This is a genomic window from Devosia sp. Soil_C_22, from assembly GCF_057657195.1.
The window spans coordinates 1,864,196-1,879,446 of record NZ_JBDGIY010000001.1 but is presented as its reverse complement, the minus strand read 5'-3'; the positions used below and the strand labels follow the sequence as shown (position 1 = coordinate 1,879,446).

General features: G+C 65.9%; 12 protein-coding genes. 3 read left to right on the top strand and 9 right to left on the bottom strand.

Annotation, left to right across the window (positions count from 1 at the left end):
• Positions 1–277 precede the first annotated feature (277 nt).
• Entirely contained in the window at positions 278–3,751 is a 3,474-nt protein-coding gene (gene dnaE, locus AC3A6I_RS08945) for a DNA polymerase III subunit alpha (protein ID WP_487543338.1), read from the bottom strand.
• Positions 3,752–4,023: 272 nt separating this feature from the next.
• Here dnaE and AC3A6I_RS08940 point away from each other — a divergent pair, with 272 nt between their 5' ends.
• Positions 4,024–4,845 carry an isocitrate lyase/PEP mutase family protein gene (locus tag AC3A6I_RS08940; protein ID WP_487543337.1) on the top strand — a complete coding sequence of 274 codons (822 nt, stop codon included), beginning with the start codon at positions 4,024–4,026 and terminating at the stop codon, positions 4,843–4,845.
• A 37-nt stretch (positions 4,846–4,882) separates the two neighbouring features.
• The gene (locus AC3A6I_RS08935) at positions 4,883–5,230 is read left to right on the top strand and encodes a hypothetical protein (protein ID WP_487543336.1); all 348 of its coding nucleotides are present in this window, start codon (positions 4,883–4,885) and stop codon (positions 5,228–5,230) included.
• Positions 5,231–5,362: 132 nt separating this feature from the next.
• Here AC3A6I_RS08935 and AC3A6I_RS08930 read toward each other — a convergent pair whose 3' ends face one another.
• From AC3A6I_RS08930 to proS, 4 genes are read right to left on the bottom strand one after another with little or no spacing between them, the layout of a single operon-like run.
• Positions 5,363–6,049, bottom strand: coding sequence for an ABC transporter ATP-binding protein (locus AC3A6I_RS08930; RefSeq protein WP_487543335.1), 687 nt, complete (start codon positions 6,047–6,049; stop codon positions 5,363–5,365).
• Positions 6,042–7,406 carry an ABC transporter permease gene (locus AC3A6I_RS08925; protein WP_487543334.1) on the bottom strand — a complete coding sequence of 455 codons (1,365 nt, stop codon included), beginning with the start codon at positions 7,404–7,406 and terminating at the stop codon, positions 6,042–6,044. Before AC3A6I_RS08925 ends, AC3A6I_RS08930 begins: the two co-directional genes overlap by 8 nt.
• Positions 7,403–8,764: an FtsX-like permease family protein gene (locus tag AC3A6I_RS08920; protein WP_487543333.1), complete on the bottom strand. Its 1,362-nt coding sequence runs from the start codon at positions 8,762–8,764 to the stop codon at positions 7,403–7,405. Before AC3A6I_RS08920 ends, AC3A6I_RS08925 begins: the two co-directional genes overlap by 4 nt.
• On the bottom strand, positions 8,761–10,107 hold the full coding sequence (gene proS / locus AC3A6I_RS08915) for a proline--tRNA ligase (protein WP_487543332.1): 1,347 nt from the start codon (positions 10,105–10,107) through the stop codon (positions 8,761–8,763). The genes AC3A6I_RS08920 and proS overlap by 4 nt, the downstream gene beginning before the upstream one ends.
• 386 nt (positions 10,108–10,493) lie before the next feature.
• Between proS and AC3A6I_RS08910 the strand changes: the two genes are divergently transcribed.
• Positions 10,494–10,817 (top strand): MmcQ/YjbR family DNA-binding protein, encoded by a 324-nt coding sequence (locus tag AC3A6I_RS08910; RefSeq protein WP_487543331.1) that lies wholly within the window; start codon positions 10,494–10,496, stop codon positions 10,815–10,817.
• Between the two features lie 215 nt (positions 10,818–11,032).
• Here the strand turns inward: AC3A6I_RS08910 and AC3A6I_RS08905 are convergent, their stop codons facing one another.
• The 4 genes from AC3A6I_RS08905 to nuoN form a co-directional block, all read right to left on the bottom strand.
• Positions 11,033–11,281: a DUF1467 family protein gene (locus AC3A6I_RS08905; protein ID WP_487543330.1), complete on the bottom strand. Its 249-nt coding sequence runs from the start codon at positions 11,279–11,281 to the stop codon at positions 11,033–11,035.
• 7 nt (positions 11,282–11,288) lie between these two features.
• Positions 11,289–12,968 (bottom strand): ribonuclease J, encoded by a 1,680-nt coding sequence (locus AC3A6I_RS08900; RefSeq protein ID WP_487543329.1) that lies wholly within the window; start codon positions 12,966–12,968, stop codon positions 11,289–11,291.
• Positions 12,968–13,729 carry a biotin--[acetyl-CoA-carboxylase] ligase gene (locus tag AC3A6I_RS08895; RefSeq protein ID WP_487543328.1) on the bottom strand — a complete coding sequence of 254 codons (762 nt, stop codon included), beginning with the start codon at positions 13,727–13,729 and terminating at the stop codon, positions 12,968–12,970. Before AC3A6I_RS08895 ends, AC3A6I_RS08900 begins: the two co-directional genes overlap by 1 nt.
• 65 nt (positions 13,730–13,794) lie before the next feature.
• On the bottom strand, positions 13,795–15,243 hold the full coding sequence (nuoN, locus tag AC3A6I_RS08890) for an NADH-quinone oxidoreductase subunit NuoN (protein ID WP_487543327.1): 1,449 nt from the start codon (positions 15,241–15,243) through the stop codon (positions 13,795–13,797).
• Positions 15,244–15,251 lie beyond the last annotated feature (8 nt).

Below are 15,251 nucleotides of genomic sequence, written 5' to 3'. Positions count from 1 at the left end.
CGATCGTCATCCTGGCGAACGCCGGGACCCAGTGCGCGAAGCCGTCCTGTGCGCTGACCATGCCGACCTTGCTGGGATGGACCGGTGAGGAGTGAGCTTTGGGCTACCAACTGAGCAGTGGCTCCCGGCTTCCGCCCGGATGACGGGCCGGTGAGCGGCGAGAGTGCCGTAGCCCCTGAAGCATCTCAGGATGGGCCCCGGCCTGCGCCGGGTGACCCGGTGGGTGGGCGAGATCGAGGACGACGGCTAGCCCCCCGCCTCTTGTCGGTGGGAAACGTCAGCTCAGCCGAACGTCCACCACGCCTTCCATCGCCTTGATCGAGCCGGCCAGTTCCGGGCTGAGCCGGAAGCCGCCCTTGAGCTCGACTTCGTACTCGCGCGCGCCCGCATCCCGGATCACGATGAAGCTGACGAGGCCCTCGCCGCCAGGGCGGAGCTGGCTGCTGATCGGCTGCAGGCACTTGGCGCTGTCGGTGAACACGGTCAGCCGCTTGCCGACCTTTTCGGCGAGGCCGTCGATAGGCTGTGCGTTGATCAGGCGCAGGCTGATGCCGTCCGGGCGTTCGTCGGCTTCGACGGTCAGCACCACAGACTTGCCGGGCTGTAGCACGTCGGAGAACTGGCTCACCTGTTCGGAGAAGGCGATCACCTCGTAAGCGCCGCTTGCATCGGAGAGCGACACGATTGCCATCGGGTTGCCCTTTTTGGTACGCCGATCGTTACGGGTCGCGATGGTGCCCGCGAGGCGCCCCGCCCGCGCGTCGGCTTCCTTCACCGCCAGCTCGAAATCGGCATAGGGCTGCACGCGCAGCCGATCGAACAGCTCGGCATACTGATCGAGCGGATGTCCACTGAGATGGAAGCCGATGGCGCCGTGCTCGCGCGCCAGCCGCTCGGCCGGTAGCCAATTCGTTACGGACGGATTGAGCCGGATCGGCTCGGGCTCGGCCGAGGCGAACATATCCATGATGCCGTCGGCGGCATTGGCATTGGTGCGCTGGGCGGTGGCGACGATGGCATCGATGGCGGCAAAGGCCTGCTCGCGGCGCGGCACCAGCTGGTCGAAGGCGCCCGCATTGATCAGGGCTTCGAGCGTGCGGCGGTTGATAATCTTGGCGTCGACCCGGGCGGCGAAGTCACCCAGGTCGCGGAACGGCCTGTCGCCGCGCCGCTCCATGATGTGCTCGGCTACCGCCTGGCCCACGCCCTTCACGGCGCCGATGGCATAAAACACCTTGCCGTCATGGGTGTTGAACACCGCATCCGAGCGGTTCACGCAGGGCGGGACGATCTCGATGTCGTGCTTGCGCGCATCCTGACGGAATTCGTTGAGCTTGTCGGTATTGCCCATGTCGAGCGTCATGGTCGCCGCGAAGAATTCGTGCGGGTAATGCGCCTTGAGATAGGCCGTCTGGTAGGAGACGAGGGCGTAGGTCGCGGCATGCGACTTGTTGAAGCCGTAGTTGGCGAACTTGGCGAGCAGGTCGAAGATGGTGTCGGCGAGGCCCGGCTTCAGGCCATAGCGGATGCAGCCCTCCTGGAAGCGCGCCCGCTGCGCATCCATCTCGGCCTTGATCTTCTTGCCCATGGCGCGGCGCAGCATATCGGCTTCGCCGAGCGAGTAGCCGGAGAGGATCTGCGCGATCTGCATCACCTGTTCCTGATAGACGATGACGCCGTAGGTCTCGTTCAGCACCTCGCCCAGCGCCTCGTGCGGATACTCGATGTCCTCGTCGCCGCGCTTGCGGGCGTTGAACATCGGAATGTTCTCCATCGGGCCGGGGCGGTAGAGCGCGACGATGGCGATGATGTCCTCGAAGCGGTCGGGCTTCATGTCGGTAAGCGCGCGCCGCATGCCGGCGCCTTCCACCTGGAACACGCCGGCCGTATCGCCGATCGAATAGAGCCTGTAGGTCGCCGCGTCGTCGAGCGGGATGTCCTCGATGCGGAATTTGTCGGCGCGGCCGCGGTTGATCATGTCGACGGCGCGCTTGATCGTGGTCAGCGTCTTGAGGCCCAGGAAGTCGAACTTCACGAGACCGGCAGCTTCGCTCCACTTCATGTTGTACTGGCTGACCGGCATGTCGGAGCGCGGATCGCGATAGAGCGGCGCCAGCTCCTGCAGCGGCCGGTCGCCGATGACGATGCCGGCCGCGTGGGTCGAGGCGTGGCGATAGAGCCCCTCGAGCTTCTGGCCGACGGCGAGCAATTCGCCGACCTGTTCGTCCTCATCCGCCATCTGCCTGAGCTGCGGCACTTCCTTGAGCGAGCGTTCCAGCGTCCACGGGTCGGCAGGGTTGGCGGGCACGAGCTTGGCGATCCGGTCGACCTGCCCGTATGGCATCTGCATGACACGACCGACGTCGCGCAGCACGGCGCGCGCCTGAAGCGTTCCGAAGGTGATGATCTGGGCGACCTGTGCCTCGCCGTATTTCTGCTGGACGTAGCGGATCACCTCTTCGCGGCGGTCCTGGCAGAAATCGATGTCGAAGTCCGGCATCGACACACGTTCGGGATTGAGGAAGCGCTCGAACAGCAGGTTGTAGCGCAGCGGATCGAGGTCGGTGATGGTCGTCGCATACGCAACCAGCGAACCGGCGCCCGAGCCGCGGCCCGGCCCCACCGGAATATCCTGCGCCTTGGCCCACTGGATGAAATCGGCGACGATCAGGAAGTAGCCAGGGTACTTCATGCGCTCGATGATGCCGAGCTCGTATTCCAGCCGCTCGCGATAGATCTCGACGGTCTTGCCCGGGCCGGGGCCGACCTCGGCGAGACGGCGCTCGAGCCCGGTGCGCGCCATCTCGGCCAGCGCCCGGGCTTCGGCGGCAAAGGCTTCGTCGGCGCTCTGACCCGGCGAGGCGGCGAAGGTCGGCAGCACCGGGTTGCGCTTCTTGGGCCGGTAACCGACGCGTTGCGCGATCTCGACCGTGTTGTCGAGCGCCTCCGGCAGGTCGGCGAAGAGTTTTTGCATCTCCGCGCGGGTCTTGAAATAGTGCTGGTCGCTGAGCTTGCGCCGCTCGGTCTGGGCCAGCACGGTGCCCCCGGCGATGGCCAGCAGCGCGTCATGCGCCTCGAAGTCGGCGGGCGTGGGATAGAACGGCTCGTTCGTCGCCACCAGCGGCACGCCATGCGCGTAGGCATAGTCGATCAGCTTGGCTTCATTCGCCGCCTCCTGCAGGCGGCCATGGCGCTGCAGCTCGACGTAGAGCCGGTCGCCAAACACCTCGCGCAGCCGGTCGAGGCGAGCGATGGCAAGCGTATCGAGATTGTTACCGAACCAGGGGTCAATCGCCCCTTCCGGGCCGCCCGAGAGGCAGATAATGCCATCGAGCGCCTCGCGGGTCAGCCACTCGAGCCGAGCGGCGGCGCGGCCATTTTCGCCTTCGATATGGGACCGGCTGACGAGCGCCGATAGATTGGCGAAGCCATCGGAACTGCCGGCGATCAGCACCAGCCCGCCTTTGCCGAAGCGGTCGCGCGAATGACCGCGCTCCTGCATGCGGTCCTGGCTGTTCTCGATGGCCGAGAAATCGACCGCCAGTTCCACGCCGACGATGGGCTGGATGCCCTTACCGGCCGCCTTGTCGGAGAACTCGAGCGCGCCGAACAGGTTGTTCGTGTCGGCGATGCCGAGCGCCGGCTGCTTGTCCGCCTTGGCGAGGTCGAGCAAACGCCCGAGCGGCAGCGCCCCCTCGAGCAGCGAGTAGGCGGAATGAACGTGCAGGTGGATGAAGCCGGGGCCAGACATGAAATCTTCCTAAGCCCCGGCCGGCCATACGGCCAGCCGACGGGACATCAATCCACAACCCGTCACACGAGTCGGGTCGCGATATCCATCCAGGTGAGCGAGGCGACCGAGAAGCCGGCAATGGTGGCGAAAGCGAGCAGATCCTTGAAGAACGTGAGCATGGGAACCTCAGTTGTTTCTATTCTGTTCTTATATGTTCCGCGTTTGTTCTTGTCTATTGGCTCGTCCCAATCCATGAGTATGTGGTTAATTTGCGAGTCGGAGGACGTCAGATGAACCAGTCGGAAAAGGGCGAGCGCTTCCGCGAGCTGCATCGCGGCCCGCTCTTCGTGATGGCCAATCCGTGGGATGCCGGCAGCGCCCGCCTGCTCGCGGGGCTCGGGATGAAGGCGCTGGCGACGACGAGTGCGGGCTTTGCCTGGACGCTCGGCCGCAAGGATATGGGCGTCACCCGCGACGAGGCGCTGGCCAACGCGGCGCAGATCGCGGCGGCCGTGGACCTGCCGGTGAGCGGGGACCTCGAGAACGGCTATGGCGACGATCCGGCCTATGCCGCCGAGACCATCCGGCTGGCGGCCGAAGCGGGTCTCGTGGGCGGTTCGATCGAGGATGCGACCGGCCGGGCCGAGCAGCCGATCTACGAGTTCAACCATGCCGTCGAGCGCGTGGCGGCCGCCGCCGAGGCGGCACACGCCCTGCCCTTCCCGTTCACCTTCGTCGGCCGAGCCGAGAATTATCTCCACGGCCGCCCCGACCTCGATGACACCATCCGGCGGCTGCAGGCCTACGAGGCGGCCGGTGCTGACGTGCTGTTCGCGCCCGGCCTGCCCAATCTCGACGCGATCCGCACGGTGGTGGCTTCGATTTCGAAGCCACTCAATGTGGTGCTGTGGCAGAAGCAGACGCCTTACGCGATCGGCGATCTTGCGGCGGCCGGCGTGCAACGGGTCAGCACCGGCGGCTCGTTCGCCCGCGCCGCGCTCGCCGGCCTCGCCAATGCGGCCACGGAAGTGCTCGGACCGGGGACGCTGAGCTATCTCGATGGCGCGCTGACCACGGCGGAGATTCATAAGTTCATGGGCGACAAGCCTTAGGCTGGATTTTGCCGCAGCCGCCCGCTACGCCTTGGCGATGCCGCTGACCGACCGCGACCGCGAAAAGCTCGAACGCATCCTGAAGCTGCTCGGCTCCGACCACCCGGGCGAACGGGCGTCGGCCGCGTTGGCCGCGCATCGCATGCTGCAGTCGCTCGGGCTCGAGTGGGAGGATATCCTCGCCGAAAGGCCGGCGGCGAAGGTGGTGGTGCAACGTGTGCGTGAGTGGGACATCAACCACCGCGACGCCGCCGAGGCGCGCATCCGGCAGCTGAAGTCCACCACCGAGCGGCAGGAACGGCAGATCCGAGCACTACGGACGCGGATCAACCACCTCAACGATCGCGAGCGGCTACGGCGCGAGTCGCAGGGAGCGGCGGAGTAGGCGCACTTCGCGCACCAACCACTGAATGTCATCCCTGCGAAAGCAGGGATCCACTTCGCAGCCCTCGCTGGCGGATAAATGGATCCCTGCTTTCGCAGGGATGACACTCGAGCTTGGGGTAGGCGCCCTGCCCTAAACCGTCGTTTCGACGATCAACCCGTCGCGCAGCGTCACGATGCGGTTGGCCCGCCGCGCTAAGTCGAAATTGTGCGTCGCGATCAGCGCGGCGACGCCTTCCTGCCGGATGAGCCCGGCCAGCGCCTCGAACACCACGTCGCTCGTCGCCGGGTCGAGATTGCCGGTCGGCTCGTCGGCGAGGATGATGCGTGGATGGTTGGCGGCGGCGCGGGCGATGGCGACGCGCTGCTGCTCGCCGCCCGAGAGCTCGGCCGGCCGGTGCTGCGCCCGCGAGCCGACGCCGAGCAGGTCGAGCAGTTCCTGCGCGCGGGCATTGGCCGCCCCCTGCTCCACCCCGGCGATCAGCTGCGGCATGGCGACGTTCTCGATGGCCGAGAATTCCGGCAGCAGGTGGTGGAACTGGTAGACATAGCCGATGGTGTTGCGGCGCAGCAGCGTGCGGCCACGCTCATTGAGCTTGCTGGTCGGAAGGCCGGTGATGGTCACCTCACCCGCCTGCGGCCGCTCCAATAGCCCGGCGAGGTGCAGCAGCGTCGATTTGCCGGCGCCCGACGGCGCGACAATGGCGACGAGTTCGCCGCCGCGCACGGTGAGGTCGGCCGCCTCGAGCACCCGCACCCTGGTGTCGCCCTCGCCATAATGGCGGTGCACCTGGCTCAGCTGGAGGTGGACGTCACTCATAGCGAAGGGCCTCGACAGGATCGTACTGGGCGGCGCGCCACGCCGGATAGAGCGTCGCGAGGATGCTCAGCCCCATCGCCACGGCGACGATGGCGAACACCTCGGACGGGTTGGTGCGGCTGGGCAGCGAGGAGAGGTAGAACACCTCGGGCGGAAAGATGGTGATGCCGAGCAGGCTCGACAGGAACGCCCGGATGGCCTCGGCATTAGCCGCGATCACCAGTCCGAGCGCCAACCCCAACAGGGTGCCGCCGACCCCGATGGCGATGCCGGCAATGCCGAAGATGCGCATGATCGAGCCGCGCGTCGCCCCCATGGTGCGCAGCACCGCGATATCGGTGCCCTTGTCCTTCACCAGCATGATCAGCGACGAGATGATGTTGAAGGCGGCGACGACGATGATCATCGACAGGATGACGAACATCACCGAGCCCTGGGTCTGCAGTGCCTCGAAGAAATTCTGGTGCTGCTGGCGCCAGTCCGAGAGGATCAGCGGCCGTTCGATCTGCTGGCCGATCCTGAGGCGCATGTCGTCGACCCTGTTCGGGTCGGTGATGAACACCTCGATTGCGGAGGCGCGGTAGATGCGGTCATAGGCCGCCTCGCGCTCTTCGTCGGTCGCATCGGGCCCCGGCACTGAAGCGTTTGGCTTCAGCACCCGGTCGAACATGTTGAGATAGTCCTGCGCCGGCTGCATCGGCATATAGAGGTAGAAGCTGTCGAACTCGGTCATGCCGAGATCGAAGATCACCTGCACCGGGAAGGAGCGCGTGCGCGGCCGTCCACCCTCCTCGAGGGTCGCGGGCTCCGGGCTCAGCAGCGTCACCGGGTCCCCGACATTGACCTTGAGCTTTTCCGCCAGCCGCCGGCCGATGGCGACGCCGTTGCCGGTGTCCCAGTCGTCCCAATGTCCAAGTATGGCGCCGCCATGCAGCAGCTTCAACTGCTCGATCGAGGCCAGCGACATGCCGCGCACGATGACGCCAGTGGCGTCCGCTCGTACACCCGAGGCCAGCGCCTGCCCCTCGACGAACGGGATCGCCGCAACCACGCCGTCGACGCCGCGGATCTGCAGGGCGCTCTCGTCATAGTCGGTGAATCGCGCCTCGATCGGATAGGCCTGGAAGTGCCCGTTGAGCCCGAGCAGCTTTGAGACGATCTCGGAATTGAAGCCGTTCATCACCGAGGTGACGACGATCAGCGCCGCGACGCCCAGCGCGATGCCGGTCAGCGTCAGCCCCGCGATAACCGACACGAACCGGTCGCGACGGCGGGCGCGCAGATAGCGCCAGGCCACAATGAACTCGAAGCGCGAGAACGGCCCCGGATCGCCGGCACTGGCCCTGACATCGCTCACTGGTTCAACCCCTCGATCGGATCGAGCTTGGCCGCGCGCCAGGCCGGATAGAGCGTCGCGAGGAAGGTGAGCCCGAGCGACAGCACGACGACGAACAGCACTTCCATCGGATCGATCCGCGACGGTAGGCCAGCCATCAGGAACAGCTCGGGCGGAAAGATCGGGATGTTGAGCACGTTGGAGACGAAGGCCCGGATCGGCTCGACATAAGTCGCGACCACAAGTCCGAGCAGCAGGCCGAGTACGGTACCCGAAAGCCCGATGGCAAAGCCGGTCATCGAGAAGATGCGGAGAATCGCGCCGCGCGTCGCACCCATCGTGCGCAGGATCGCGATATCGGGGCCCTTGTCCTTCACCAGCATGACGAGGCTGGCGATGATGTTGAAGGCGGCGACGAGAATGATGAGCGACAGGATCACGAACATGACCACCCGCTCGACCTGCAGGGCCGAAAAGAAGGTGGCGTTGCGCTGCTGCCAGTCGGTGATCGCCATCGGCCGGTCGAGCGCGGCGGCGAGTTGTTCCTTCATGCCGGCAATGTCGTCGGGATTGTCGACGAACACCTCGACGCTCGAGGCCTTGTACACGCGCTCGGACGCGGCATCGATCTCCTCCTCGGTCGCCATGACGCTGGGCATGGCGGCGCCCTCCTTGAGGCGATCCTCGTAGAAGCGGAAATAGACCTGCGCCACCTGCATCGGCAGGTAGATGTAGAAGCTGTCATACTCGGGCGCGCCGAGATCGAAGATCACGTTGACCGGCATGGTGCGCTCGGCCGGCGTGCGGCCGAACGGGGTCAGCGTGCCGTTGGGATTGATGATGGTGATGTCGTCGCCGATGGTGACGCCGAGGCGGTCGGCCAGCCGCTGGCCGATGGCTATGCCGGTGCCGTCATCCCACTGGTCCCAGCCACCCAGCCGTGCCCCGTCGCGGAGCGAGGCAACTTTGGCGATCGAAGCCTCGTCGATGCCGCGCACCACGACGCCTGTCGCGCTCGAGACGCCTGAGGCGAGTGCCTGACCCTCGACATACGGAATGGCATAGACCACACCCGGCACGCCCTCGAGGCGGGTGACGACGTCGTTGTAGTCGGCAAAGCCGGCTTCGGTCTCCTGCACGACGAAATGGCCGTTGAGACCGAGAATCTTGCCGATCAGCTCGGTGCGAAAGCCGTTCATCACCGACATGACGACGATCAGCGTCGCCACGCCGAGGATGACGCCGATCAGCGTCAGCACCGCGATCACCGAAACGAAGCGCTCCTTGCGACGCGCGCGCAGGTAGCGGCCCGCCACGAGCCATTCGAAGCGCGAGAACGGTCCCGGCGCCTTCGCAGCGGTGGCGGGGGCGTCGGTCAAACGCTGTCCCGCCGCTGCGGCACGATCAGGCCCTTGAGCCGGCCGACCGCCGCCTCGATCGACAGCGTCTCGCGCTCGCCGGACTTGCGGTGCTTGATCTCGACCGTGCCTTCCTTGAGGCCGCGCGGCCCGACGATCAGCTGGTACGGGATGCCGATCAGGTCGGCCGCGGCGAACTTGGCGCCGGCCGGCTGGTCGCGATCGTCATAGGCCGCGTCGATGCCCTCACGCACGAGATCGTCGTACAGCCGTTCGGCCGCCGCATCGGAATCGGCATCGCCGACTTTGAGGTTGATGACGGTAGCCTCGAACGGCGCGACGCTCACGGGCCAGACGATGCCGTTTTCGTCGTGGCTGGCCTCGATGATGGCCGGCACGAGGCGGGTCGGGCCGATGCCGTAGCTGCCCATGTGGACTTCGACCTGGCCCTCTGGGCTGGTGACGGTGGCCTTCATGGGCGTCGAGTATTTCGTACCGAAATAGAAGATGTGGCCGACTTCGATGCCCCGGGCGGCGAGCTGGTTGTTGCCGGACACCGACGCGCGGAAGGTCTCCTCATCGGTCATTTCGTCGGTGGCCGCAAAGAGCGACGTCCAATCGTCGAAGATGGGCGAGAGATCGCCCTCAAAATCGGTCTCGATCGAAGGGATCGGCTTGTCCAGAAGGCCAGCGTCGAGGAATACCGCGCTTTCCCCCGTGTCGGCGAGGACGTGAAACTCGTAGCTCATGTCACCACCGATCGGGCCGGTATCGGCCCGCATGGGGATACCCGTGAGGCCGAGCCGGTAGAAGGTGCGCAGGTAGGCGGCGAACATGCGGTAGAACGAGCGCTTGGCTCCGGCTTCGTCGAGATCGAAGGAATAGGCATCCTTCATCAGGAACTCGCGGCTGCGCATGGTACCGAAGCGCGGGCGCACCTCGTCACGGAACTTCCACTGGATGTGGTAGAGATTCAGCGGCAGATCCTTGTAGGACTTCACGTAGGTGCGGAAGATGTCGGTGATCATCTCCTCGTTGGTCGGGCCGTACAGCATTTCGCGCTCGTGCCGATCCTCGATGCGCAGCATTTCCTTGCCGTAGGCGTCGTAACGGCCCGATTCCTTCCACAGGTCCGCCGACTGGATGGTCGGCATCAGCAGCTGGATGGCGCCGGCGCGGTTCTGCTCTTCCTCGATGATGCGAATGACCTTGTTCAGCACCTTGAAGCCCAGCGGCAACCACGAATAGCTGCCCGCGGCCTGCTGCTTGATCATGCCCGCGCGCAGCATCAGCTGGTGCGAGACGATTTCGGCTTCCTTCGGCGTCTCCTTGAGGAGGGGCAGGAAGTAGCGGCTCAAACGCATGGATGGACCCTTATGGCGCCGGATTCGATTGGCAACCCTATAGCGCACTCAAGGCAAAAGTGGAGCCTGCAAAAGCGCGCGAAACTTGGGCAAGCGAGACGATTTGCGGCGCTTTTGTGCAGCGTCACGATCCAGCGTCAAACCACGATGAAGACTATGTAAAAATGCAATGGCAGCCATGCAGAATCCGCTTGGCAGCCCCGGATTCAGTTGTTAGGGTCCGGCTCCATAAGAACACAGGCAACCACAAGTTGCCGGACGTCGACAACGTCAAGGGAGGAGCGTTGGCCGCCACCTAAACCGTGTGCCTAAGACCAGCGTATTGTCGAGAAACTCATCAAAGCAGGGCCTTGGCCCTGCTTTTTTCATTTGCGGATGAAGAAACGATGACAACTGCTTCCCAATTCAGGACAATTGCACTAAGCCTTGAAGGGACCACCGAGGCGCCGCATTTCGATCGGCAGGCGTTCAAGGTCCGGCGCACCTATGCGACGCTCGCCGCCGACGGCCTCAGCGCCAACCTCAAGTTCACCCCCGACGAGCAGGAGTTCAAGGTGCTGCTGGCGCCTGAGGCGTTCGCCGCCATCGACAATGGCTGGGGACGGCAGGGCTGGACGACGGTGACGCTGGATCGCGTGTCGACGGAGGAACTGCGGGCGGCGCTGGTGATGGCGCACACACACGCGGTGCCGGTGAAGCCAGAGCGGTAGGGCACCGTGTTGCGCCCCGCGTTCGGCCGTCATCCCGGCGAAAACCGGGACCCAGTGCTCCGGTGTTGGAACGCGCGCAGGACGGGCCGATCTTTCAGTGATGGACCGGCGGGGTCAGCGCGCCGCTCTGGCGGTCGCGCAGTGGGTCCCGGCCTGCGCCGGGATGACGGTCAGTGGGTGTATTGACTAACGTCTCGGTAGCGGGTGCGCGAGCCCTAGCGCCAATATTCCTGCAGCCAGGGCGTGCTCAGCGCCCACAGCAGCAGGCCGGTCACCACGGCGGCGAGGATCGTCGTTGCCAGGAGCTTCGGCCAGAGGCGGAGGATGCCGGCGGGAGCGCCGCGCTCGGTGCCTGGCTGCCACTCGCCCGCGTCGATCTGGTTGCGCACCTTGAAGGGCAGCACGACGAACAGGCAAAGCCACCAGACGATGAAGAAGATCGCGATATAGGTGCCGACTTGCATGACGCACTCAGACGCGGTGGACGAACACAGTTACGTTGGGTTTGCGGCCCCAATATGCCGTGACCTCGCTGCGCACCGCGCGATGCAACGCCGTGTTGACCAGATCGGGATCGCTGCGCCGCTTGGGCGGGATCGACTTGAGCGTGCCGGTGACGGCGCGGCGGATCAGGTGCGGCAGTGACTCGCCGTCATCCTCGACATCGGGCAGCCCCTCGATCGCGAGCTCCGGGCCGGCGATGATGTGGCCACCAGAATTGACGCACAGGCTCACGACGATGTGGCCGCCGAAGCTTAGCCGGCGCCTGCCCTTCACGCCGCTCTCTTCGGGCGTACACAGCACGTTGCCATCGAGGTAGAGCTCGCCGGTGCGGACCTCGCCGGGGAATTGCAGCGTATCGGGGAAGAGCCGCACCATGTCGCCATTGCGGGCGTGGACGACCATGTCGATGCCCTGCTGGCGGCCGAGCTGGGCGTGCGCCTCGAGATGCGCGGCTTCACCGTGGACCGGAATGAGCACATCGGGCTTCACCAGGTCGTAGAGCCGCTTCAGCTCCTCGCGCCGAGGATGGCCGGTGGTGTGGACCATGGCGTGATCGCGGGTGATGACGTCCACGCCGCGGTCGATCAGCATGTTCTGGATGTCGATCACTTCGCGCTCGTTGCCCGGGATGGCCCAGGACGAGAAGATCACCCGGTCGCCGGCATTCAGCGATATCTCCGGATGCTCGTCGCGCGCGATGCGGGCGATCGCCGCACGGGCCTCGCCCTGGCTGCCGGTGCATAGCAGCACCACGTCCTTGCGGGCCAGCGACTTGTATTCACCCTGATCGAGGAAGGGCTCGATCCCCTCCATCAGCCCGAGCTCGCGGGCAATGCCGGTGATGCGATGCATGGCCCGGCCCGACATCACCACGCGGCGCCCGGCCTTCTGCGCGGCGCGGGCGACCGAGATGATGCGGCCGACATTGGAGGCAAAGGTGGTGATCGCCACGCGGTGGGGGGCGGCAGCGATCAGCTGGTCGAGCGTCTCGGCCACCTCGTGCTCGGACGGGCTGGTGCCCTCCTTCATCGCGTTGGTGGAATCGCAGATCAGCGCGATCGGGCCCGAGCGGTCGGCCCCGATCTCACCGAAGCGCGGCAGGTCGGTGGGCGGTGCGCCAATGGGCGCCGGATCGAGCTTCCAGTCGCCGGTGTGAACGACCCGGCCGACCGGCGTCGTGATCAGCAGGGCGCAGCTTTCCGGGATGGAGTGGGCGACGTTGATCGCCTCGATGGTGAACGGGCCGACCGTGAAGGGCTTGCCGACCCGCATCGGGCGGATCTCGATATCCTCCATGATGCCCTCGGACTCGCGCTTGGCGGTCAGCATCGCGGCGGTGAAGGGGGTGGCATAGACCGGGCGGTCATAGGCCGGCCACAGGTCGAGCACGGCGCCGTAATGGTCCTCGTGGCTGTGGGTGAGCACGAGCGCCAGCACATCGTCGGCATTTTCCTCGAGGAAGGCCGGGTCGGGCAGGATCAGCTCGACGCCCGGCTCGTTGGGGCCGGCGAAGGTCACGCCGCAATCGACCACGATCCACTTGCGGGCGTTCTCCGGCCCGAAGCCGTAGGCCGCCATGTTCATGCCGATCTCGCCGACGCCGCCCAGCGGCACGAAGACCAGTTCGTCGGTAAAAGCTCTGGCCATCAAATGCTCCTGTGGCTGGCGGTGGTGCCGAAATGCACGTCACCCGCCGTGATGGCGATACGTGAATTATCGTTGGCGCGGACGATCAACCGCCCCGCCTCGTCTATCGTCTCGAAAATGCCGCGCACGACGTCGCCGTCGCGGCTCACTGCAACCTCGCCGCCGATGCCGGCGGCAGCGGCGCGCCACTGCTCGAGGATCGCGCCGATCCCCCTGCCCTGGTCCCACGCCTCGTAGGCCTCGACCCAGGCGTCCGACAGCGCGCCGAACACCTTTGCCGCATCGGCCTCGATGCCGAGCTGCCTGAGCGAGGTCGCCGGATACGGCAGGCCATCGGGCGCGGCAACGACGTTGACCCCGATGCCGATCACGATCGCCATGCCGCCATCGGGCCGCTTCTGCGCCTCGAGCAGCATGCCCGAGAGCTTGCCGCCATCGGCCAGTACGTCGTTGGGCCATTTCAGCGCGATGCGGCCGCCGGCGAAATCGGCGCCATCTATGCCGGTCTTCAGCCTGGCGCCGGGGACGAAATCACCGAGCGCGCGGTGCAGCGCCACGCCGGCGACAAAGCCGAGCGTCGCAGCCATGGCAGGGTCGCATTCCGGCACCACCAGCAGGCTAGCAGCCAGGTTGCCATGGATCGTCTGCCACGGCCGGCCACGGCGGCCACGACCGGCCGTCTGCTCGAGCGCGCAGAACCAGACGTCGCCGACATCCCCGGCCTGGGCGGCCCTGGCCGCCTCGGTCGAGGTCGATCCCACGCTGTCAAAGCCGTGGACTCTATATCCCCGAATGGCTGCCTTTGGCCCCAGCCAGAAGTCCGCCACTAGAACAGGCTTCCGGCCGCAAAGCGCGCGGCGGCGGTGAGAGGTCCGCCGACAGTGGCGAAATAGGTGACGATGAGGAAGCCGACACCGGCCATCACTACGGCCAGTTCGCCGGGCACCGCAGCGAACTTCAGCTGCGGCTCGTCGAAGTACATCACCTTGATGATGCGCAGGTAGTAGAACGCGCTCACCGCCGAGGCGAGGACGCCGATCACCGCCAGCACGAACAGCCCCTGCTCCACCGCGGCAAGGAACACCTGCCACTTGGCGAAGAACCCGGCGAGCGGCGGCAGGCCGATGAGCGAGAACATCAGGATGGCGATGGTGCCGGCGAGGAACGGACGGCCCGATGCGAGGCCCGCCAGCTCCGAGATGGTCTCGACCGGTCGGCCGTCCTCGGTGCGCAGCGCCAGAACGCAAGCGAAGATGCCCACGGTCATCGCGACATAGATCGCCATGTAGATGGCGACGCCCTCGACGCCGCCTGCCGTGCCGGCCGACAGCCCGACAAGCGCGAAGCCGACATGGCCGATGGACGAGTAGGCAAGCAGCCGCTTGAGGTTGTTCTGGCCGATGGCGGCGAACGAGGCGAGCACCATCGAGGCGATCGACAGGAAGATCACGATCTGCTGCCAGTCATGCGTGATCGGCCCGAAGCTGACGGTGGCGACGCGCACGAACAGCGCCATGGCGGCGACCTTCGGGGCGGCGGCGAAGAAGGCCGTCACCGGGGTCGGCGCGCCTTCGTAGACGTCGGGCGTCCACATGTGGAACGGCACGGCCGAGATCTTGAAGGCGATACCGGCAAGCAGGAACACCATGCCGAAGATCAGTCCGATCGAGCGGCCCTCGGCCGTGACCTGGCCGACGATCAGGTCGAGCTGGGTGGTGCCGGTGAAGCCATAAACCAGCGAAGCACCGTAGAGCAGCATGCCCGAGCTCAGCGCACCGAGCACGAAGTACTTGATGCCGGCTTCTGTCGCCCGGCCGTCCTCGCGCTTCATCGCCGCGACGACGTAGAGCGCGAGGCTCTGCAGCTCGAGGCCGATATAGAGGGTCATCAGGTCGTTCGACGACACCATGACCATCATGCCCAGCGTCGCCAGCAGCACGAGCACCGAGTACTCGAACTTGTCGATGCCGTGTTCCTTGCTGGTCGACAGCGAGATCAGCACGGTCGCCGCCGCGCCGCCGAGGACGAGCGCCTTCATGTACTGGGCAAAGCCATCGACGATGAACACACCGTTGAACAGCACGCCGGTCGCCGGCTGCAACAGCAGCACAGCCAGCACTGCGAGGAGCAGCACGATCGAGATGATCGCCACCGCGCCAGGGCGCAGCGATTTCCAGAACAGCGCGATCAACAGCACCACAACCGCGCCGGCGGCCATGAGCAGTTCCGGATAAGCCGGAGCGAGCGAAGCGAAGCTCGTAACGTCGGACTGCATGCCCGTCT